19 protein-coding genes are annotated in these 18,295 nt (G+C 61.0%); 15 read left to right on the top strand and 4 right to left on the bottom strand.

Features of this window, described 5'->3' with window-relative positions:
- Positions 1 to 1,186, bottom strand: a 1,186-nt coding sequence (locus tag HMPREF2690_RS00360) for a peptide ABC transporter substrate-binding protein (RefSeq protein ID WP_070819863.1), incomplete at its 3' end; no start/stop codon positions are given.
- Positions 1,187 to 1,402: 216 nt separating this feature from the next.
- On the opposite strand from HMPREF2690_RS00360, the gene HMPREF2690_RS00365 reads away from it, so the two are divergent.
- The 5 genes from HMPREF2690_RS00365 to HMPREF2690_RS00385 all read left to right on the top strand — a co-directional run bounded on the left by HMPREF2690_RS00365 (position 1,403) and on the right by HMPREF2690_RS00385 (position 7,080).
- Positions 1,403 to 2,362, top strand: a complete 960-nt coding sequence (locus HMPREF2690_RS00365) for a DUF808 domain-containing protein (RefSeq protein WP_070421626.1) — start codon at positions 1,403 to 1,405, stop codon at positions 2,360 to 2,362.
- A 20-nt stretch (positions 2,363 to 2,382) separates the two neighbouring features.
- The gene (locus tag HMPREF2690_RS00370) at positions 2,383 to 3,459 is read left to right on the top strand and encodes a hypothetical protein (RefSeq protein ID WP_070819864.1); all 1,077 of its coding nucleotides are present in this window, start codon (positions 2,383 to 2,385) and stop codon (positions 3,457 to 3,459) included.
- Positions 3,460 to 3,512: 53 nt separating this feature from the next.
- Positions 3,513 to 3,932, top strand: coding sequence for a cupin domain-containing protein (locus tag HMPREF2690_RS00375; RefSeq protein WP_070421628.1), 420 nt, complete (start codon positions 3,513 to 3,515; stop codon positions 3,930 to 3,932).
- 127 nt (positions 3,933 to 4,059) lie between these two features.
- Positions 4,060 to 5,562, top strand: coding sequence for a DUF4185 domain-containing protein (locus HMPREF2690_RS00380; protein ID WP_070819865.1), 1,503 nt, complete (start codon positions 4,060 to 4,062; stop codon positions 5,560 to 5,562).
- Positions 5,563 to 5,595: 33 nt separating this feature from the next.
- Positions 5,596 to 7,080 carry a DHA2 family efflux MFS transporter permease subunit gene (locus HMPREF2690_RS00385; RefSeq protein ID WP_246819477.1) on the top strand — a complete coding sequence of 495 codons (1,485 nt, stop codon included), beginning with the start codon at positions 5,596 to 5,598 and terminating at the stop codon, positions 7,078 to 7,080.
- A gap of 41 nt (positions 7,081 to 7,121) precedes the next feature.
- On the opposite strand, the gene HMPREF2690_RS00390 is transcribed toward HMPREF2690_RS00385, so the two are convergent.
- A complete protein-coding gene (locus HMPREF2690_RS00390; protein WP_070452676.1) occupies positions 7,122 to 7,637 on the bottom strand; it encodes a pyridoxamine 5'-phosphate oxidase family protein in 516 nt (171 codons plus the stop codon).
- Positions 7,638 to 7,683: 46 nt separating this feature from the next.
- Between HMPREF2690_RS00390 and HMPREF2690_RS00395 the strand changes: the two genes are divergently transcribed.
- Positions 7,684 to 8,460, top strand: a complete 777-nt coding sequence (locus HMPREF2690_RS00395) for a spermidine synthase (protein WP_070452673.1) — start codon at positions 7,684 to 7,686, stop codon at positions 8,458 to 8,460.
- Between the two features lie 29 nt (positions 8,461 to 8,489).
- Here HMPREF2690_RS00395 and HMPREF2690_RS00400 read toward each other — a convergent pair whose 3' ends face one another.
- Positions 8,490 to 8,981 carry a 2'-5' RNA ligase gene (locus HMPREF2690_RS00400; protein ID WP_070819867.1) on the bottom strand — a complete coding sequence of 164 codons (492 nt, stop codon included), beginning with the start codon at positions 8,979 to 8,981 and terminating at the stop codon, positions 8,490 to 8,492.
- Between the two features lie 38 nt (positions 8,982 to 9,019).
- On the opposite strand from HMPREF2690_RS00400, the gene HMPREF2690_RS00405 reads away from it, so the two are divergent.
- The 5 genes from HMPREF2690_RS00405 to HMPREF2690_RS00425 all read left to right on the top strand — a co-directional run bounded on the left by HMPREF2690_RS00405 (position 9,020) and on the right by HMPREF2690_RS00425 (position 13,492).
- Positions 9,020 to 10,039, top strand: a complete 1,020-nt coding sequence (locus HMPREF2690_RS00405) for a hypothetical protein (protein WP_070819868.1) — start codon at positions 9,020 to 9,022, stop codon at positions 10,037 to 10,039.
- Positions 10,036 to 10,323: a hypothetical protein gene (locus HMPREF2690_RS00410; RefSeq protein WP_070421635.1), complete on the top strand. Its 288-nt coding sequence runs from the start codon at positions 10,036 to 10,038 to the stop codon at positions 10,321 to 10,323. The genes HMPREF2690_RS00405 and HMPREF2690_RS00410 overlap by 4 nt, the downstream gene beginning before the upstream one ends.
- Before the next feature lie 118 nt (positions 10,324 to 10,441).
- Positions 10,442 to 11,653: an ABC transporter substrate-binding protein gene (locus HMPREF2690_RS00415; RefSeq protein WP_070484437.1), complete on the top strand. Its 1,212-nt coding sequence runs from the start codon at positions 10,442 to 10,444 to the stop codon at positions 11,651 to 11,653.
- A 26-nt stretch (positions 11,654 to 11,679) separates the two neighbouring features.
- Positions 11,680 to 12,735, top strand: coding sequence for a FecCD family ABC transporter permease (locus tag HMPREF2690_RS00420; protein WP_168167268.1), 1,056 nt, complete (start codon positions 11,680 to 11,682; stop codon positions 12,733 to 12,735).
- A gap of 4 nt (positions 12,736 to 12,739) precedes the next feature.
- The gene (locus HMPREF2690_RS00425) at positions 12,740 to 13,492 is read left to right on the top strand and encodes an ABC transporter ATP-binding protein (RefSeq protein ID WP_070816873.1); all 753 of its coding nucleotides are present in this window, start codon (positions 12,740 to 12,742) and stop codon (positions 13,490 to 13,492) included.
- A 145-nt stretch (positions 13,493 to 13,637) separates the two neighbouring features.
- Here the strand turns inward: HMPREF2690_RS00425 and HMPREF2690_RS00430 are convergent, their stop codons facing one another.
- The gene (locus HMPREF2690_RS00430) at positions 13,638 to 14,411 is read right to left on the bottom strand and encodes a MerR family transcriptional regulator (RefSeq protein WP_070819870.1); all 774 of its coding nucleotides are present in this window, start codon (positions 14,409 to 14,411) and stop codon (positions 13,638 to 13,640) included.
- 51 nt (positions 14,412 to 14,462) lie between these two features.
- On the opposite strand from HMPREF2690_RS00430, the gene HMPREF2690_RS00435 reads away from it, so the two are divergent.
- From HMPREF2690_RS00435 to HMPREF2690_RS00450, 4 genes are all read left to right on the top strand, one after another.
- On the top strand, positions 14,463 to 14,957 hold the full coding sequence (locus HMPREF2690_RS00435; RefSeq protein ID WP_070819871.1) for a DUF1707 SHOCT-like domain-containing protein: 495 nt from the start codon (positions 14,463 to 14,465) through the stop codon (positions 14,955 to 14,957).
- 37 nt (positions 14,958 to 14,994) lie between these two features.
- Entirely contained in the window at positions 14,995 to 16,089 is a 1,095-nt protein-coding gene (locus tag HMPREF2690_RS00440; protein ID WP_141761152.1) for a hypothetical protein, read from the top strand.
- A gap of 82 nt (positions 16,090 to 16,171) precedes the next feature.
- Positions 16,172 to 17,710 (top strand): HNH endonuclease signature motif containing protein, encoded by a 1,539-nt coding sequence (locus HMPREF2690_RS00445; RefSeq protein WP_070819873.1) that lies wholly within the window; start codon positions 16,172 to 16,174, stop codon positions 17,708 to 17,710.
- 20 nt (positions 17,711 to 17,730) lie between these two features.
- Positions 17,731 to 18,279 (top strand): DUF488 domain-containing protein, encoded by a 549-nt coding sequence (locus HMPREF2690_RS00450; protein WP_070816903.1) that lies wholly within the window; start codon positions 17,731 to 17,733, stop codon positions 18,277 to 18,279.
- Positions 18,280 to 18,295: the final 16 nt, after the last annotated feature.

Consider the following 18,295-nt stretch of genomic DNA (forward strand, 5'->3'; position numbering starts at 1 on the left):
TCGCAACAGCATCGACCCATGCCTGGTGGCCACCGTCAGCGTTGTAGGAGATGGTGAACTCGCCGGTGAACGGTGCGATTGCGTCGGCTTCAGCCCACAGACGCTTCGCCTCATCCGGGTCGTACTTCAGTACCTCAACACCGTTGAGGCTGTCGGAGTGGCCCGGCAGCACCGGGGAGGTGAAGTCCGTGGCCGGGGTGCGGGTGCCGTCGAAAATCGTTGCCGTGATCTCCTCGCGGTTGATCGCACGCGAGATTGCTTGACGACGAAGCGCACCCTCCTCACCGCTGAAGTGGTCGGCCTTCTCACCGATCGTCATGGACTGGAAGATCGCTGCCGGCTGGTTCACTGCACGGTCGCCGAGCTCGTCTTCGAAGGTGGCGAATGCAGAGTCCGGGATGGCGTCGAGGACGTCCAGGTTGCCGGAGAGCAGGTCGGCGTAGGCGGCGTCCTGCTGCGCGTAGAAGACGTAGTCCAGGCCGTCGTTCTGGGCCTTGCGCGGGCCGTCGTACTCAGCGTTCGGGACAACAACTGCGTTCTGGTTGTGGTTCCACTCGGACAGCGTGTACGGGCCATTGGAGATCGGCTTCTCACCGTACGCCTCGATGTCGTCGTATGCGGACGGGTGCATCGGGAAGAACGCCGTGTAGCCAAGGCGGCTCGGGAAGTCAGACTCCGGCTGGGCCAGCTCGATAGTGAAGGTCTTGTCGTCGACAACTTCGAGGCCCTCGAGCTTCTTGCCCTCCTCGAAGCCCTTGATCGGTTCGAGGTGGTACGCGCCGAGCAGCGAGTTTTCTACCGTGTAGTTCCATGCGTCGACGAAGTCCTTGGCGGTCACTGCGGTGCCGTCGGACCACTTCGCGTCCTTCAGGGTGACGCGGTAGCCTGCGTCGCCTTCCGGCTCGATGGACTCGGCGATATCGTTTTGCACTTCGCCGTCGCCGTCGTAATAGACCAGGCCTGCGAAGATCTGGTCGATGATGCGGCCGCCACCGGTCTCGTTGATGTTGCCCGGTACGAGCGGGTTCTGCGGCTCCGAGCCGTTGACAAGAACGTAGTTGTCGCCACCGCCGTTGTTGGTGCCTTCAGCGCCACCGTCTGCAGAATCGTTTGAGTCACCGCAGGCGACCAGACCGAGCGTCAGAGCACCGGCGCCAAGAATCGCCGCTGTCTTCTTCAGTTGCATGTGTTCTCCTTCGACCAAGTATGGAGCCAAGGAATGTCCTGTGGCTCACAATTTGGATGTCCATGTATTTCACCACACTTGACGGTCGCCCGTGGGGAGTTTCACAAATATCTTTTGAAACGCTGTGAGCATCGTGTGTCAGGAGGTACGTGCAATACACTCGAGGCCCGTGGCGTTTGCGTCGCAAAGCAGTTGCACCTGTATGAAAGGACCCTCATGGCCGGTGGCCTCCTCGCACTTCTCGACGATGTCGCACTGATCGCACGACAAGCCGCGGCAAGCGTCGACGATGTCGCCACCTTGACCGCAAAAACATCCACGAAAGCAGCCGGGGTTGTAATCGACGATGCCGCGGTCACCCCGCAATACGTCTCCGGTGTTACTCCGGCGCGTGAGCTTCCGATGATCTGGCGCATCACCAAAGGATCCCTGCGCAACAAGCTGCTGTTTATTCTGCCGATCGCGCTGCTGCTCAACGCGATTGCACCGTGGGCATTGGTCCCGATCCTCATGCTTGGCGGCGCATACCTGTGCTTTGAGGGCGCGGAGAAGATCGCCCATAAGCTTTCCTCCGACGCCGAGGAGCAGCAAGAACAAGCGGTCAATAGAACAGAGCAGGACGAGGATTCCCTGGTCAACAGCGCGATCCGCACGGACTTGATCCTTTCTGCGGAGATCATGATCATCGCGTTGGACGAGGTCAAGGACCAGTCAATTTGGATGGAGGCCGCAGTACTGCTCGCGGTTGGCATTTTCATCACGTTTGCCGTCTACGGCGCTGTGGCGCTACTAGTGAAGATCGATGACATCGGCCACGGCATGATCAAGCGCGGCAACGCACCGAAAACCGGTCACGCACTGGTGAAAGGCATGCCGTACGTGCTTAGCACCATCGGCGTTATCGGCACTGTTGCGATGCTCTGGGTCGGCGGTCACCTCATTGTTCGTGGCCTCGACGAGGTCTTCGGCATCGACTGGCCACACCACATCATCGAAAAGGGTCAGGAACTCGTCGGTGGCGGTGTGCTTGGCTGGTTCGTGGACACCGGCGTCTCGCTCGTCGTTGGCCTGATCGTCGGCTTCATCATCGTCGGCATCGTCACTGCTGTGGGCAAACTGCGCGGTGGTGACGCATCCGAGCGCTCCCAAGAGACTGCCCCGACGGACGCTGCGTAGGCTGCGCCTACAATGCGCCCATGGCACAAAAGCTTTACCCACTGGCTCCATCCACATGGGGTGCGGCCGTTGAAATCCCCGTAGATCACGTCTCCCAAGCGGCGTTGTTCTCGGATTTCGCTGGTAAGCGAGGCACCTCCTATGTGCCCGTCGTGCTTGAGGCGAACCCCCTCAACGCGTCGTGGCGTGTGCGGCTACACAATGCAGCATCGCAAAACAGCATGCTGGCTGGACCAGTGCTTGGGGAGGTTTCGCCGCAGTGGCGTTCGCTTTTCGACGAGGTGGAGCGCGTCCACTCCTCAATCCTGAAACCCGTTGCCCTGGCGGCAGTGAAGTTGGAACGCGACATCGGCCAATTCGAGGTCAACTTGTTGCTGCCCGAGCCCCAGTTGGCGGTTCCGCGCAACAACGCACCTGAGACTGCCTCTGTCCTGCGTGCCGGCGACATGTTGGTCATCGACACCACCGAAGGGGAATTTAACGCGGCAGATCTAGCACACCGCTCCCCTGGCCAATGGTTCGTCGGATTGCAAGCGCTCGGCGACACCGCCGTCGCGACCCTGGATGGCAAGGTGCTCGGCTCGCTTGCGGAGCCCGAGGTCGTCGAATGGGTTCGCTCCTACGAGCACGGCAACCTTTGGGCACGCGCGATCCTGCTCGACGGCATGGCGGCGCTGGATGCCGCAAGCCCGGACGAAGGCACCGACACCGTCCCGCCGCTATCGGCGGCGCCGGTGCGCCAGATCACGCCGTGGCAAGTGATCGACTTTCCGGACGGCAGCTGGGCCATCACCGTGGAGCGCGACGCAGCGATCGACCCCCAAGACACGGTGCACCCGAAGCACACCGCACGCTATGTCTCGCTTGAGGGCAAAGGCCGCCCAGACGAGCTCGACGCACCGACGGAGATGTTCGCGCGTCTCGACGAGACCGAAACACCCGACAAGCCCACAGCGCCCGCAGCGCCCGCGAAGCGCCCGGACGCAACACGAGTTGCGCAGAACGACCGCCCAGAGGGCTACCTCACCGAGGTGGAGAAGGTCCAGCTCAGGAGGCGGAACCGGAAGCGTCGTCGTGGTGGAAGGCATCGTCGATAAGCAAAAGCTCCTATGGTGGGAACCGTAACGAACCCGAAGTTTAAGGAGCGATCATGGCTGACCATGGACCGAATCCGTACGTCGTTGACATTGAAAAGGCGACGCTTGATAACGAGGCGTTCCGCGACACCCTGTGGACCGGCAAGTTCCTGCAGCTGACCGTCATGACCATCCCGCCGGGCGGCGAGATCGGCGCTGAGATCCACGACGGCCATGACCAGTTCCTGCGCCTCGAAGAAGGCGAGCTGCGCGCAATGATCGGCGCATCCGAGGACGACCTCGAAGTCGACGAAGTGATCAAGGATGATTGGGCAGCATTCGTCCCGGGCGGCAAGTGGCACAACTTTGTCAACGAGTCCGACAAGCCGGCAAAGCTGTACTCCATTTACGCACCGCCGGAGCACAAGCCGGGTACCCGCCACGAGACCAAGGCGGACGCCGATAACGACCCGGATGAACACGACGCTGTCTAATCCAAACACAGGCAACGTACAGCAATAACGTCACGGCCCCGAGCACCTGCCGGGGCCGTTTTCGTCTGCTACATTCTAAGGGCTTATTCACACGCAATTCGACATCTTTGTTTAAGAAGGCCCTCCCATGCGTTTCCCCTCTCGTCGCAACGCTTTGCTGTGTGCAACCACCGCAGGCAGCTTGCTTCTCGCCGGTTCCGTATGCGCCCCCGCGCACGCCCAGTCCAGCCTGAGCTCTTCTAGCTCGTCTGGTTCGTCCGGCTCGTCGCGCCCCTCATCGCCGTCGAACGAGTCCTACACCTTCCCGAAACCACCTGAGAAGCGCGCGTCCGACCCTGTGACCATGCCCGACGGCACAATCGTGCAGGTGATGGACGATGTGCTGGGCAAGTATTCGAAGCACGTCGGGTTTAAGGACGGCGACCTGGGTGCGATGGCGCCGCTGAACAACAGCAAGGAGTTTGCCATGATCTTCGGCGACTCCTTCCGCGAATCCATCAAGGGCCCCAAGAACGAATGGTTGAGCCCGGTTGGTGTTGTGGCGAAGATGAACGACGACGGTTTTATTGAAATCGTCCGCCCCCTGAACAACGGACGCCGAGTGGAAAGCCTGGTGTCGTACCACCACACCGACAACCTGACGCTTATCCCGTCGGATGTGATCAACCTCGACGGCACCTTGTATATGCAGGGCATGTGGAACAAGGGCATCGGTAACGTGCTCTACACGGAGATCTGGAAGTCCACTGACAACGGCCAGACCTGGAAGTCGATTTCCAAAACCCCAACGAATTACATTCCGGGAGGCCTCGGCGACCTGATCACCTGGGAGAAGGGCCCGGACGGCTACGTGTACGTGATGTCGAGTGCCTTCACCCGCAAGGAAAAGGTTTTCCTTTCGCGTTTTAAGCCGCAGGACATTGCGGATCGCAGCAAGTGGGAGCTCTACGACTACTCCGAACCCGACGCCGACAAGAAGTGGAGCAACGTCGCTGCCCCAATTCTGTCGGACGGTGTCAAGGCCGGCGAGATGAACCTGCGCTACATCAACGGTCACTGGGTGCTCGTGATGTTCAACGAGGAGAAGCTGGCCATCGAGGTACGCATCTCCGACACGCTTGAGCAAAACTGGGACAACGTGCCCGTGGCGACGATTGCCAAGCACGGCTCCTGGCTCAGGCCGCAAAATCCCAAGAACTGGTCGCAGCCTTACGGCGGCTACATCGTGCCTGGGTCCACGATTGACAACATGGACATCGTCGTCTCCCAGTGGAACACCGGCACGAACGACCGCTACATGTCCACCCAGTTCAACGTGAAGGGCCTGGACACCTTCTTCGGCATCAACATGGATGAGGCTATCGAGGACGACAAGGTCCTGGAGGTCGAAGAGCACGCCGCCACCGACACTCCGGACATGCAATCCGAGGAAAACCTGGTCCAGAGCAAGCCGGAGACGCTCCTGTCCTCCGAGAACAACGACGCGCTGCGCACCACAGGCATCGTGTTGGGCGTCGTCGCCGCACTTGGCGCGGCTGGCATGCTGGTGTTCCCGTATGTGAAGGACCAGATCCCGCAGCAGGTCGTCGATATGCTTCCGCCTCAGATTCGACAGATGCTCGGCCTCTAGCCACCCCTGGGAAAGCCCAGTATCATCTCGGCAGTGACTGTCCCTGTAAAGCGCTCGCCGTGGCCTGCTCTTTGGAGCATGATGCTCGGGTTTTTCATGATTTTGGTGGATTCCACCATCGTCTCCGTAGCCATCCCGGCGATCTCTGACGGGTTGGAGGCGTCATATAACGAGGTGTTGTGGGTCAACAGTGCTTACCTGCTCGCCTACGCGGTGCCGCTGCTGATCACGGGGCGTCTCGGGGACCGCTTCGGGCCGCGCACGATCTATCTGATCGGCCTGACGATCTTTACTGTTTCTTCGCTGGCGTGCGGGTTGGCGGAAAGTTCGGCTGCGCTCATCGCCGCCCGCGCTTTCCAAGGTTTGGGTGGCGCGCTGGTGACGCCGCAGACGATGTCGGTGATGATCCGCACGTTTGCACCGAAGGAACGCGGCGGCGCCATGGGTGTGTGGGGTGCGACTGCCGGCCTTGCCACGGTGACAGGACCTCTGCTGGGCGGGGTGCTTGTCGACGCCGCCGGGTGGCCCTGGATCTTCTACGTCAACGTCCCAATCGGCATCATCGGCCTCATCCTGGCCTGGATATTTGTGCCGAAGCTGGAGCAGAATAACCGCCACTTCGACTGGCCCGGGGTGGTGCTCAGCGCGCTTGGCATGTTCTGCCTCGTCTTCGGCGTGCAGGAAGCCCAGCACTTCGGCTGGGACTGGCGCGTGTGGACCCTGCTCGTCGTTGGCGTTGTTGCGATGGTGTTCTTCTTCCGCTGGCAGTCACGCCAATCCACGAACGCATTGGTGCCGCTTGCACTTTTCGACGACCGCAACTTCTCCCTCGCCGCCTTCACCATCTCCACCGTCGGCTTCGCGGTATCCACTTATGTCATTCCGTGGATGATCTACATCCAAACCGTCGGCGAGCTCTCCCCCACCCACGCCGCATTGCTGATCTTGCCGTCTGGCTTGGTCTCCGGGGTGTTGTCGCCGTACATCGGCAGACTCACCAACACGCACGACCCGAAGCCGTTCGCCATAGCGGGAATGACGCTGGCGGCGCTAAGCATCGGCGCAACCGCACTGATCACAACACCTGGGGTTGACCCGAACTGGATGTATGCCATTTCGGTGGTGTACGGCGTGGCCAACTCGATGATGTGGGGGCCACTTTCCATGATTGCCACCCGCAACCTGAACCCGAAGTTGGCGGGTGCCGGTTCGAGTGTGTACAACACCACCCGCCAGATTGGTGCAGTGATCGGATCGGCGGCGATTGCCGCGATGATGTCCGCGCAGCTCGATTCGCGGTTGGGTACACACGCGGGTGCGAACGGCGGCGCCGCGGAGACACCGCCAGCATCGCCAACTGCACCGCCAACGCAGGTTTCCGGCCCCCTGCCGGAGTTTTTGCACGAGCCGTTTGCGGCTGCGATGGCAACGTCGATTTGGTTGCCGTGCCTCGTTATCGCCGCCGGCGCTCTGACTGCCTGCTTCTTTGCAAAAACCAAGTCCTGGGGCAGCGCCTAGAGAGGTAGGACCGTAGCGGAACAGCGCCTAGGTTGGTGCGCTTAAGGGCGCGGCATGATGCGGACGCGATCCCAGTCACCGTGGTCATTGAGCACGTAGGCCACGCGATCCGAGTTCGAGCGGTCGTCCCAAAGGTTGAAAAATTCGAAGTGGTTCGGCTCCACCCGCCAGAGGTTAAAGCGGTCACCATCGACAACGCGCGACGCAGCGCCGCGGATGCGCACTGCCCGGCGCATGGGCTGCCACCAGAAATTCAGCGCAGCGGCCCAGCTCTTTTCAAGCTGGTCTACCTTCGCCGTTCCTGTCGCGGTTCCGAAGTGGAAGCCGTCGGAGTTGAGGTACAACAGGTCAACAACTCGCGCATCGGGCTGACCGTTGTCGTCCACCGTGGCCACGGTTACCGCAGTAGGGTCGCCGACTTCGTTCTCAACGGCTTCTTTAAACCACGTGGCAAACAGTTCGTTCGGGTCCGCAGGAATATTGTCGGGATCAAACTTTCCCAGCGAGATATGTTGCTTGGGTAGCTCACCGATATAATCCTGCGACAAGTAGATCATGCAGCGATCGTAACAACTGGTCCGACCCTGTGCTGGTATTTCCCTTATGAACTCCCCACGGCGTAAACCTCGTGCGCCAAAGCGACGCATCACGGGCACCTACCCCATTGCTTCAGGCCACGCGGCCATCATCGCGGATCCGGACCGCGACGGCGGCTACACGTTAGAGGTGAATAACGTCCCGTCGTCGTATGTGGTGCCCGGCGCGCCCGAGGTGTTGGAGTACGACTACATGCGGTGGATCGCGGGGTTTATCCAGGGGTTTGTGGAGGACCGGCCCCTCGCGCCGTTTGCTGCGGTGCATCTGGGTGCTGCGGGGTGTGCGTTGCCGAGTTATGTGCAGCATCGGTGGCCGAGCAGCAACGTTGCGGTGGAGCTGGATGGTCAGTTGGCGCGGTTGGTGCGCGATGCGTTTGATCCGCCGGTGGCGATCAAGGTGGCGGAGGCGCGCGCGTTTACGCATGCGTTGCTGGAAGGTTCGGTGGATGTGATTGTGCGCGATGTGTTCGCTGGCCCGGACACGCCCCGCCCACTGACCACGGTGGAGTTTTATCGGGCAGTACATCGAGCGTTGTGTCCAGGTGGGTTGTTTGTGGCGAACATTGGAGATGCCGCTGGTCTTGCACGCACGCGTGCGGAATTAGCGGGTTTGAGCGAGGTGTTTCGCCACACCATGGTCGCGGCAAGTGCGCCGGTGCTCGCCGGCGGCGCGTACGGCAACGTGGTGGTCGCGGCGTCTGATCAGCCGTTGCGGTGTTGTGCTGACGTGCCGTCGAAGTTGGGGCAATTGCTTATCGACGACACCCCGCCCCACCACGACTAACCCACCGCAAGGGACTTCAGAGCCGTAACTCAGAGCCGTAACTCAGTGCCCAGCGACGGCTGGTAGAGCGCGGCGTATTCCGCGGTGAGTTCTTTGAAGTGCGGGGATGTGACCTCGGCTAACGCTGCGATGTAGTCCGGCACCATGGCCTTGGGAATACGCAGTCCCATGGTCAGGTGCGGGATCCAGCGAGCGCCGCGACCGTCCGGGTTGGCGGCGCTGACGCGCTGGGCTGCCGTGTCGAGGGATTCGGGGGCTTCAAGCAGCCAGGCCACGGTTTGTTTGGATTTGGTGCCGAAGACGACGACCCCGGTTCGTCGTAAAGCAGCCGGCAATTCTGGCGGCAGGATGACTGCCGCCTCCCCGATAGCGTTGCGGTGCATTGTCGATGCGAAGGTAACCGAGATGTGCGGCCGTTGGTGCTGCTGCGGGAAGCCCCGCTCCGCGAGCTCCGCGTAGATCTGCCGAACTGCGCGTTCTTCCTCCTCCGGGATGCGCAACAAAATATTCTCGGGTGACACGCCAGTAGCGTACCTATTTACATGCGTATTGTGGCTGCATGAATCCTTTCGAGCGCGCGCTGGCCGCCGCACCCGATTACGTTCCGTCGTATTTATCCAAGGTTTCACCGGGGGACTTTTCGCTTATAGGCGACACCTGGCAGATCCACGCCCGCACCTACACCGGCAGCGACGCGGTGTACGGCTTGCGCCTCGGCGAGGACGACACCGTGGAGACCGTGACCATCAACGGTGTGGTCACGCCCGATATCCCCGAGTTGCCGCAGCGACCGGTGACGCTTCTGGACTGGTACGACGCCATCGTCTACCTCGACGGCTGCGGGCGCGAAGCCGACCGGCAGGATCCGCGCTGGCACGGCGACGATCTGGAATCCGAACTCGAGCGCGCCGAGCACAACGTGGTCGAGGTGTCCTACACCCCGGTGCGCCTGGAAGCGTTCGCCGACCCGAAGGCCTGCGAGGACTACCTCAACCGTGTCCTTTCCTCCAGCCCAGTGCGAGTCGAGGTACGCGAGCTGTCCTGGCCGGGCAATGCGACACAAACCGGGCTTGGGGATGCCAGTCTGATTGCCGACACCGGCCACCCCGACGCATACTCCCCAGGCCCCTACACCACCTCGATCGAGCCAAACCAGTGGTACGAGATCCTCCAGGACATGGGCTACGCCTCCTACGTCTACGCCCAGTACATGGACGCCGCCGCAAGCACCCAGCCAACCCAGTGCGGTGCGGCGACCGCGTACCGGATCTCTGACCTGCCGGAATACGTCGCCTTCGAACCGTCGGCTGAGTACAACTGGTGGGCACTGTGCTTTCCCGACCTGAACTTCATGCTCAAGGTCTCCCCTGACGCCACGCTGCTGTACATCACGGTGGATAACAACGGCGGAAGTGTGGTCGTCGAAAATAAGCACCAAGTGCCGTACGCCAAACGCCACGAACTCCAGGAACGATTCCAGCGCAGGTGGGGCCACCTTGCCGACGACTCCATCCCGCACACCGACGCCGAAATCGACGCCGCAATCGCGACCGCACTCGAAGCCATTGGGGGTAAATGATGAGCACACGCTTTACCACCGACACCGTCGATTCGCTGCCACCGATGGACACCGACGACGGCTGGTCCCACAAGGGCTGCAACTGGACCAACGCGCCGTGTGGCGACACCGCACAGTACTTCGTGTCCTATCCCTGCCCCGAACACGGCTCAGCGCACGCGGGTGAAACGCTGCTGTTCTGCCCACGCCACTATGCACTCAGCCTGCTGTACGTGGCCGAGGTCGCTATGCCCGACGGCGACCTGGACTTCGCCGACCTCGTGTTGGAGCACGGGGCGCTCTAGGCGATTCCCCAGCGTCCCCCTAACTCACCCCCAGACACTTGACGCCAAGCCAGGCGTGCCTTACCTTACCTCCGAGGCTTGTAAGGTAAGCCTAATCAATATTTAGAAAGGTACTGGGTTGAAGCTCATCCAGCGCGCAGGGGTAGCCATTGTCTCCGCTGCAACAGTTCTCGGCCTCGTCGCATGCTCCGGCGAGACCCAACCACAAGACACCACCGCAACGTCGGCGACATCCGCCACGGCGTCCTCGACACGCAAGGCGGACGGTAGCGTCCACGTCACAGACGCTGCGGGACGCACTCTCGAATTCGACGAGCACCCCGACCGCATCGTCCTCGCCGAAGGACGCGCGGTCTTTGCTACCTCTGCTCTGCAAGATGACCCATTCGACAACATCGTCGCCTACGGCCAAGACCTGTTTAAAGCCGCACCCGCATTCCGCGAGAAGCTTTTCCAGCAGTTCCCGGAAGCCATCGACATGCCCATGATCGGCTCGATTCAAAAGGGTGACGTCACGGTGGAAAACCTGCTCGCTCAGGATCCGGACGTAGTCATCATGACGCTCGACCAGAAAAAGGCCACCGAAGAAAGCGGCTTCCTGGCGGACATGGACGCCGCCGGCATCACGTACGCCTTCATCGACTTCCGCCAAAAGCCACTGGAAAATACTACCGTTTCCATGTCCCTGCTCGGCGCCCTGCTGGACAAAGAAGATCGGGCAGCGAAGTTCAACGACTTCTACGACACTAAGGTCCGCACTGTGACAGACCGCGTCGCAACCATCAAGGACCGCCCCGACACCTTGGTGTGGACTGCAGCCGGGTTCACCGACTGCTGCAGCGTCGCAGGCGATGTCCACCTGGGCACCCTGGTCACCGCTGCAGGCGGGCATAACCTCGGACCTGATGTCATCAGCGTTGACTCTCCAAAGCTCACCGCAGAGAAGCTGGTAGAGATCAACCCGGAGAAGCTCATCGTCACTGGTGGTGAGTGGGCCCGCGATCCGAACAAGACCGAGCAGTTCCAGCATGTCGAACTCGGCTACCAGGCCGACGCCAACACAGCACTTAAAACCTGCTCTGGTCCGTTGGAGATCCCCGGCATCGAGCTGCTCGACGCCCCGAAGAACGGCAACTACTACGCCATCTACCACCAGTTCTACGACAACCCGTTCAACGTGTTCGCCCTCGAAGCGATTGCGAAGTGGCTGCACCCCGAGGAGTTCAAGGACCTCGATCCGGCAAAAGAGTTCGAAGAGTTCCACGACGAATGGCTGCCGTACGACTACAGCGGCACCTTCTTCGTCAACGCGTCGGATGCTAACTCCTAATGGCTACAGCGGTAACACCTCCAGTCATGTATGACGAGACAGAGGCAATGGAGGCGATTGCGACGTACCGGCAACGGGGTCGTCGCAAAGCAATCGCGATTGCGGGGCTCACCCTCGCCGCGGTTGTGAGCTTCCTCATCGCAGTCATCGTCGGTCCGTTGGACATTTCGCTCGGCCAGGTTTGGAATGCGGTTTTCCGCCCTGAACTTGTCGACGAGCAAACGCGCACCGTCATCTGCACCCTACGCCTTCCGGCTGCGATCATGGCAGTCCTCGTCGGCGTAGCACTGTCGCTCGCAGGCGCGCAGATGCAGACAATCCTGGACAACCCGCTAGCGGAACCGTTCACCCTCGGTATCTCCGCAGCGGCAGCCTTCGGCGCGGCAATGTCCATCGTCATCGGTTGGGTGGTGTTGCCGAACGCGCAACTCAACTTGGCGTTCACCGCAGCATTGTCGGCACTTGTCGCAGTCGCCATCGTTGCTGCGGCCGCAGTATGGAAAGGCGCAAGCGCCGAATCGATGATCCTGCTCGGCATCGCCCTATCATTCCTCTTCCAGGCGCTACTTTCGCTGTTGCAATACGGCGCGAACACCGAAGCGCTCCAACAGATTGTGTTCTGGACAATGGGCTCGCTGCAACGCGCGAACTGGACCACCACGTCCATCCTTGCCGTGGTTATTGCGGCCGCCATCCCATTTTGCGTTGCCAATTCATGGCGCCTTACAGCGCTTCGACTTGGCGACGACCGAGCCGCCGCCCTCGGCATCAATGTCGCCCGGCTCCGCGTCACCACCCTGCTCGTCGCTTCAGTGCTCGCAGCAGCCTCGGTGGCGTTCACCGGCATCATCGGTTTTATCGGGCTCGTCGGCCCGCACGTGGCCAGGATGCTGGTCGGCGAAGACCAAAAGTTCTTCCTCCCCGCCTCCGCTGCAGCCGGGGCAATGCTACTCAGCGTCGCTTACGCCGTATCCCTTTCCATCATCCCGGGCGTGGCGATCCCGATCGGCATCATCACCGCACTCGTCGGCGTGCCGTTTTTCATCTTCCTCATTTTCACCCGCAACAGGCGGAAAGGCTGAAACCATGACAGTCCAAGTAGATGACCTGACAGTGAAATACGGCCGCAACATCATCCTCGATTCCATGTCATTCGGCCCGCTAAAGGAAGGCAATGTGATCGGCCTGCTCGGCCCAAACGCCGCCGGAAAATCAACGCTGATCAAGACCCTGGCAGGCATTAAAACGCCAACGTCCGGCACCTGCACAATCACTCTCGACGGTGCGACTGTCTCCGACGCTAACCGCCCTCACGTCGTCGGCTATGTACCACAGGATCTGCTCACTGGAGCCTCGCTCACCGCGTTCGAGTCCATCGTGATCGCAGCCCGGCGCGGCGGTGGCTCCACCGAAAATCCCGTCGAAGCCACAGCACGCATCATGAGCCGGCTCGGAATCACAGCGCTTGCAGACCGCATGATGTCCGCCATGTCAGGCGGCCAGCGACAACTCGTCGGCATCGCACAGATGTTGGTACGCGAGCCTCGCATCTTGCTTCTCGACGAGCCCACCTCCGCCCTCGACCTCCGCCACCAAGTCGACGTCCTCCAGCTGGTCCGTGAGGTCATCGCAGGCACCGACAAGCTGGCAATCGTCGCCATCCATGACCTCAACCTCGCTGCCCGCTACTGCGACGAGCTACTCGTTATGAAAGGCGGCAAGACGATCACCCACGACTCCCCCAACGATGCGTTCACACCCGAACTGTTGGAGCAGGTCTACGGCATCCGCGCCAAAGTTCTCCACGACGGCAACGTTCCTGTCATTTGCCCGGTGTAGGTGCCGGCACAGATCCAGGGCAGGTACTGAACAGGTAGAGCGCGCCTCTGTCCCCGCCGGACAAAGCAGGCACCTTCTTCACTAACCCGGTCTCTCCCGAAAAGGCTCCGTCAGCGAGGGAAATCATGAGGGTTGAAGAGGCGGGTTAGTCCCACTGCGGGTTGTCCACGTCCACGCCTGCGTTCTTCGCGTGCGCGGTGATCAGTTCGAGCAGGTAATCCTGGGCGCCGTCGTAGGCGGCGTGGAAGCGGTCGTCGCCAACGTACATACGGGCCAGGATGAGCTGGCGCGCCGGGGTGACGTCGTACCACTGGCCGATGCTCGCACGGTGGCGCTCCACCAACGCCTCGGCTTCCTCGGAACCCGGCGCGACGCCGGCATCGCGGGCCGCAACCAGGTCCTTAGCCAGCGCGTCCTGCTCTTCCTGGAGGCGTTTAAAGTCGCCTTCGCCCATCTGCGCCAGTTTCTCTTGGGACTGTGCCCATTCCGGCGTATCGCCCCAGCGTTGCTGCGCTTCTTCCTGGTAAGCCGGCATGTTCTCGCCGAGGTACTTCTTCATTGCGTCCATGTTGATCGCTCCTTGTGTTGATTCGTTAATGAGTTTTTCGACAGAGGCGAGTTGTTCCTCGAGGGCATCTCGTTGAGAAGCAAGTGCTTGCTTGTGATGTTTAAGGGCGCTTGCGAGCGTGTGCGGGGAGGCGTCGAGAAGCGACGCGATCTCCGCGAGTGGCACGCCCACGCCGCGGTAGAGCGCGATGGCCGCACCACGTTCAAGATCGGAATCCGTGTAGATGCGGTGGTCTGCCCACGTGCGCTCCGGTTCGATGAGCCCGAGGGTTTCCCAGTGGCGCAGCGCTTTCGTCGTTACGCCAAGCGCCTGTGCTGCTTGCCCGATCGTGTACCCGTTACCATCTGTCATGATTGTGATTGAACAGGTTGCCGCAGGGGCAAGCGCAAATTGGAGGCGAACATGGACGATGTGCGTGTAGGCGATTCGGAGCGCTCAGCAGCCCTGGACAGGTTGGGCACACTGTTCGCCGACGGTTACCTCGACGTGGGCGAGTTCGAAGAACGCACAGGGCAGGCTGCAGTAGCGCGCACACGCGGCGAGCTTGCAACGCTTTTCGACGACCTCCCCGACCAACCCGCAGCCCCCGCAAAGCCGTCCGTTTCTGAGATCGAACTGGAGCAAAAACTCGCGGCGAAAAAGAAGATGGATGCCGCCATGGTCGCAACCGGTGTCCTCGGCGCCCTCACATACTTCATCCTCCAAATTGGCTTCGACTGGGATTACGCGTGGGCAGTCTGGCCGATAACTGGTGTTCTGATGATCACTTGGTTCCCCGTGTTCAACATCTCTGAAGAAGAGGATGAAGTCCTCGAAGAGCTGCTACAAAAGGACAAGAAGGAACGCGCGAAGCGCCTCAAGCTCGCGTACGAACGCCGCAAAGAACTTGGGAAATAGCCGGATATTTCCTGTGCACGGCGGTTAGAGTTGACGCATGATATTGCGTCGCGCCCTTGCGCTTGTTGCTGCCAGTTCCGTTGCGTTCGTCTCCGCCTGCGCGGGCGGGGATTCAAGAGAGACCGTGGTGGTCACCTCTGTGAAGTGGGTCAACCCCGATGGCTCGGAGATTGAAGGGGAGGATGGCCCGGATGGTGAGAAGGGGTCGTCGACAAGCAATTGGCGCGAACTGTACGCGAAAGTCCTTGACGCGCCAGGCGAGCAAAATTTCGATGTTCCGCTGGCCACGGATGGCGAATTAGACTTCACGCTGAACGGTAATTACAACTATGCGCTCGTTGAAGCCAACGGTGGCGGAAACCCGGAGCTGCTGCTCAGCCAGTGGGGCGACAACATGCACTCGGACCGTTATGCCAGTGTCTTGGTGTTCACCACGGACGGTGGGTCGCTGGAAGTTGCTGATCAATCACTCGTTTATGGCGCTGCTGGCGCCGGCGGCTTCCGGGCTGGTCTCTTTGCTTCCCAGCTTGGGCGTGGCCTGTACCAGACCACGCATTCTTCGGGCACGGGCGAGGGTCAAAGTACCTGGGTGGATCTGGAGGGGTCCTCGTTGGTTGCATCGCAGGAATCCTCTGGTTTCAGCGCTATGAATTCGTCTCCGCTACACCTGGTCATTGACTGGATGACTCCGGAGGATCGCGCGCCCCTTGACGCCGGCGAACTCACCGTCCACCTGGAGGAAAGCACTGTCGAGCGCGTTGGCGGCGAGGACGTTGTTATCGAGGGCACTGTGGTGATGAAAACTGGTGCCGAGCTGCAACCCGAAGGCATGCCAAACGGCGAGGACCCCTCGAGTGAATACTTCCTGCTTGAGCTGGATTCTCCCCAGGAGTTCACGGATTACAACCACGCCGGATCCGTGTACACAAAGTCCACGGATTCCGTGGCCCTGGGGCGTCGGGAAATCGGCGCCCGTGGCCACCAGTACCTCCAAAACCTCGAGTGGGAGAAGGTCGTTGGACAACGCGCCCGACTGACCGTTGCGCCGCAGTACATGCACTTCCAGACCGACGCTGGAATGCCGGTTGGTGCGCTTCGCGTTGGGCGCTACGAGAGTGTGGAGATTCTTTAAATGTTCGAATGCGTGTTCGAATGGGTCGGGTTGATGTCGTGAGGGGTTGATAGGTTTATGACAACTCACGAAAGCAGGGGCCATGACCAGCACCATCACTCAATGCGTCAACGAGATTTCCGCTGCGCTTCGCACATTAAGCTCGCTTTTCGACGACCCCTCCACCCTCGCATTCAACGACATCCGCCGCGACATGGAACGCCTGGAAGAACAATTTAAAAAGAAGGCAACCATCGACGCCGCATTCGCTTTTATTGCCGAACGCGACGACGCCGGCCGCATCGTTGGCGCCAACTACCCCAACGCATACCTCCAGCAGTACCTCGACCTGTCGAAGGGCGAAGCCTACAACCGCCTCGAGCGCGGACGCCTGCTGTTCGGCCCACCGCCGGAACCTGCCGCTCCCCCGGTTGAGGAAGACCAGGATGACGACCTTTTTGGTGCTGCGGACGAGGACCGTCAGGAGCAGCAGGAGCAGCAAGAGCAGCAGCGGGAACAGGACCGTCAGAAGCAGCAGCAAGACGACGCCCGCAAGAACTCCTCCCAAGTCAGCGCCGAAAAGCAAGACATCATCCGGCGCGAACTGGACAAACTTCTCAAGGCCGCCGCCGGCGAGCGCACCCGCATCTACGCCGACGCCATGGCCGAAGCGCTCCTGCGCAGCCCGGAAGACCTCCGGCAGTACGTCCGCCGCGCCGTGGCCGAAGCGAACCGGAAGCACGCTCCCCATTCGAACCCGAATGCGGGGTATGAAAACCGAGGTTTGTCGTTTGGTCGTCGTAAAGCAGATGGCACCGTAGACATCCTCATCAACGCCACCGCCGGCGCCGCCGCGTTGATCAAGGCGCACGCGGACAAAGGTCTCGCGCCGAACTCCAACCTCCCCGCCGACCAACACAACGAGGTCGATTCCCGCACCCCACAACAGCGACGCTTCGACCAGTTCTTCGCCATCTTCCAGCAGTACGAACAGGACTGCCAGAAGAAAAACGGTGGCGCGGCCTCGGTGGTGATCTCGATGACGCTCGACGACCTTGCCGACGGCGACGCCTCCATGCTCTACGACACCAACACCGGCATCGAAGTCGACTGCTTCGACCTCATCCGCCTTGGCATGGACGGAACCACCGACTTCCTCCTCCAAGTCGACGGCGTCACCTCAGTGCCGCTGTGGATGGGCCGGACCACACGACTCGCCTCGGTCGAACAGCGCATCGCAATGTTCGCCATCCAAGGCGTGTGCTCCTGGCTGGGCTGCACCACCCCAATGACGGAGTGCGAAGCCCACCACATCCTCGCGTGGATCAAGGGCGGCAACACCGACATCGAAAACCTCACCGGACTGTGCCGCGAACATCACAGGTGCAACAACGACAACAGAGACGGCTCCTTGAACAAGGGGTACATGGATTACGACCCCCAAACAGGCAAAGCCGGGTACCGAAAACACCCCTTTGACCCGCTGAAATACAACCAATCAGTACCCGCGAAACACTCCGCAGTCAGCAGAATTTACGCAGCCAAAGGAAGATGCGACTGCGCCCGGACCGGGACACTCGACCCTGCCTTTTACCCACCGGGCCACCCACCTGGTAGCCCACCGATGCCCAAAGGTGCCTAACGGTGCCTACCCTCGAAGGCATGCGTATTTTCACCGTCGGCCATTCCAACCTCGAGTTTGACCAGTTCACTGGCATGCTCGAGGCTTCCGGCGTGCGCGCCATTGTGGACGTGCGCAAACTCCCCGGCTCCAGGAAGTACCCCTGGTTCAACGACGACCACCTCGCCACACACCTACCCGAGCACGGCATCGCCTACTCCCGAAGCGAAGGCCTTACCGGGCGGCGCAACGTCTCCAAGACCATCCCCTTTGAGGTCAACGGAAACTGGCGCAACCGCAGCTTCCACAATTACGCGGACCACGCGCTTGGTAGCGAGTTCGTGCAAGCCCTCGCAGAACTCAGAGACCAGGCCGCGGAAACCCCAACGGCGATCATGTGCTCGGAAGCAGTGTGGTGGCGCTGCCATCGCCGCATCATCGCCGACCACCTCCTCGCCCACGGCGACGACGTGCAGCACATCATGGGCATGACCCAGCACGGCCCCACCCTGACCCCCGCAAAGCTCAACGACGGCGCCACCGTCGGCGACGACAAAAAGGTGCGCTACCCGGCGAAAGAAACCGAGTAGCACAGTAACACTCAAC

The organism is Corynebacterium sp. HMSC034E11, from assembly GCF_001835905.1.
Lineage (GTDB): Bacteria > Actinomycetota > Actinomycetes > Mycobacteriales > Mycobacteriaceae > Corynebacterium > Corynebacterium coyleae.

What these genes read in the sequence shown, in the direction of transcription:
- HMPREF2690_RS00420 (WP_168167268.1), top strand. Translation starts at nt 11,680, where the DNA reads ATGTATGACGAGACAGAGGCAATGGAGGCGATTGCGACGTACCGGCAA.
- HMPREF2690_RS00380 (WP_070819865.1), top strand. Translation starts at nt 4,060, where the DNA reads ATGCGTTTCCCCTCTCGTCGCAACGCTTTGCTGTGTGCAACCACCGCA.
- HMPREF2690_RS00440 (WP_141761152.1), top strand. Translation starts at nt 14,995, where the DNA reads ATGATATTGCGTCGCGCCCTTGCGCTTGTTGCTGCCAGTTCCGTTGCG.
- HMPREF2690_RS00365 (WP_070421626.1), top strand. Translation starts at nt 1,403, where the DNA reads ATGGCCGGTGGCCTCCTCGCACTTCTCGACGATGTCGCACTGATCGCA.
- HMPREF2690_RS00410 (WP_070421635.1), top strand. Translation starts at nt 10,036, where the DNA reads ATGATGAGCACACGCTTTACCACCGACACCGTCGATTCGCTGCCACCG.
- HMPREF2690_RS00430 (WP_070819870.1), bottom strand. Translation starts at nt 14,411, where the DNA reads ATGACAGATGGTAACGGGTACACGATCGGGCAAGCAGCACAGGCGCTT.
- HMPREF2690_RS00390 (WP_070452676.1), bottom strand. Translation starts at nt 7,637, where the DNA reads ATGATCTACTTGTCGCAGGATTATATCGGTGAGCTACCCAAGCAACAT.
- HMPREF2690_RS00395 (WP_070452673.1), top strand. Translation starts at nt 7,684, where the DNA reads ATGAACTCCCCACGGCGTAAACCTCGTGCGCCAAAGCGACGCATCACG.
- HMPREF2690_RS00425 (WP_070816873.1), top strand. Translation starts at nt 12,740, where the DNA reads ATGACAGTCCAAGTAGATGACCTGACAGTGAAATACGGCCGCAACATC.
- HMPREF2690_RS00450 (WP_070816903.1), top strand. Translation starts at nt 17,731, where the DNA reads ATGCGTATTTTCACCGTCGGCCATTCCAACCTCGAGTTTGACCAGTTC.
- HMPREF2690_RS00370 (WP_070819864.1), top strand. Translation starts at nt 2,383, where the DNA reads ATGGCACAAAAGCTTTACCCACTGGCTCCATCCACATGGGGTGCGGCC.
- HMPREF2690_RS00435 (WP_070819871.1), top strand. Translation starts at nt 14,463, where the DNA reads ATGGACGATGTGCGTGTAGGCGATTCGGAGCGCTCAGCAGCCCTGGAC.
- HMPREF2690_RS00375 (WP_070421628.1), top strand. Translation starts at nt 3,513, where the DNA reads ATGGCTGACCATGGACCGAATCCGTACGTCGTTGACATTGAAAAGGCG.
- HMPREF2690_RS00445 (WP_070819873.1), top strand. Translation starts at nt 16,172, where the DNA reads ATGACCAGCACCATCACTCAATGCGTCAACGAGATTTCCGCTGCGCTT.
- HMPREF2690_RS00405 (WP_070819868.1), top strand. Translation starts at nt 9,020, where the DNA reads ATGAATCCTTTCGAGCGCGCGCTGGCCGCCGCACCCGATTACGTTCCG.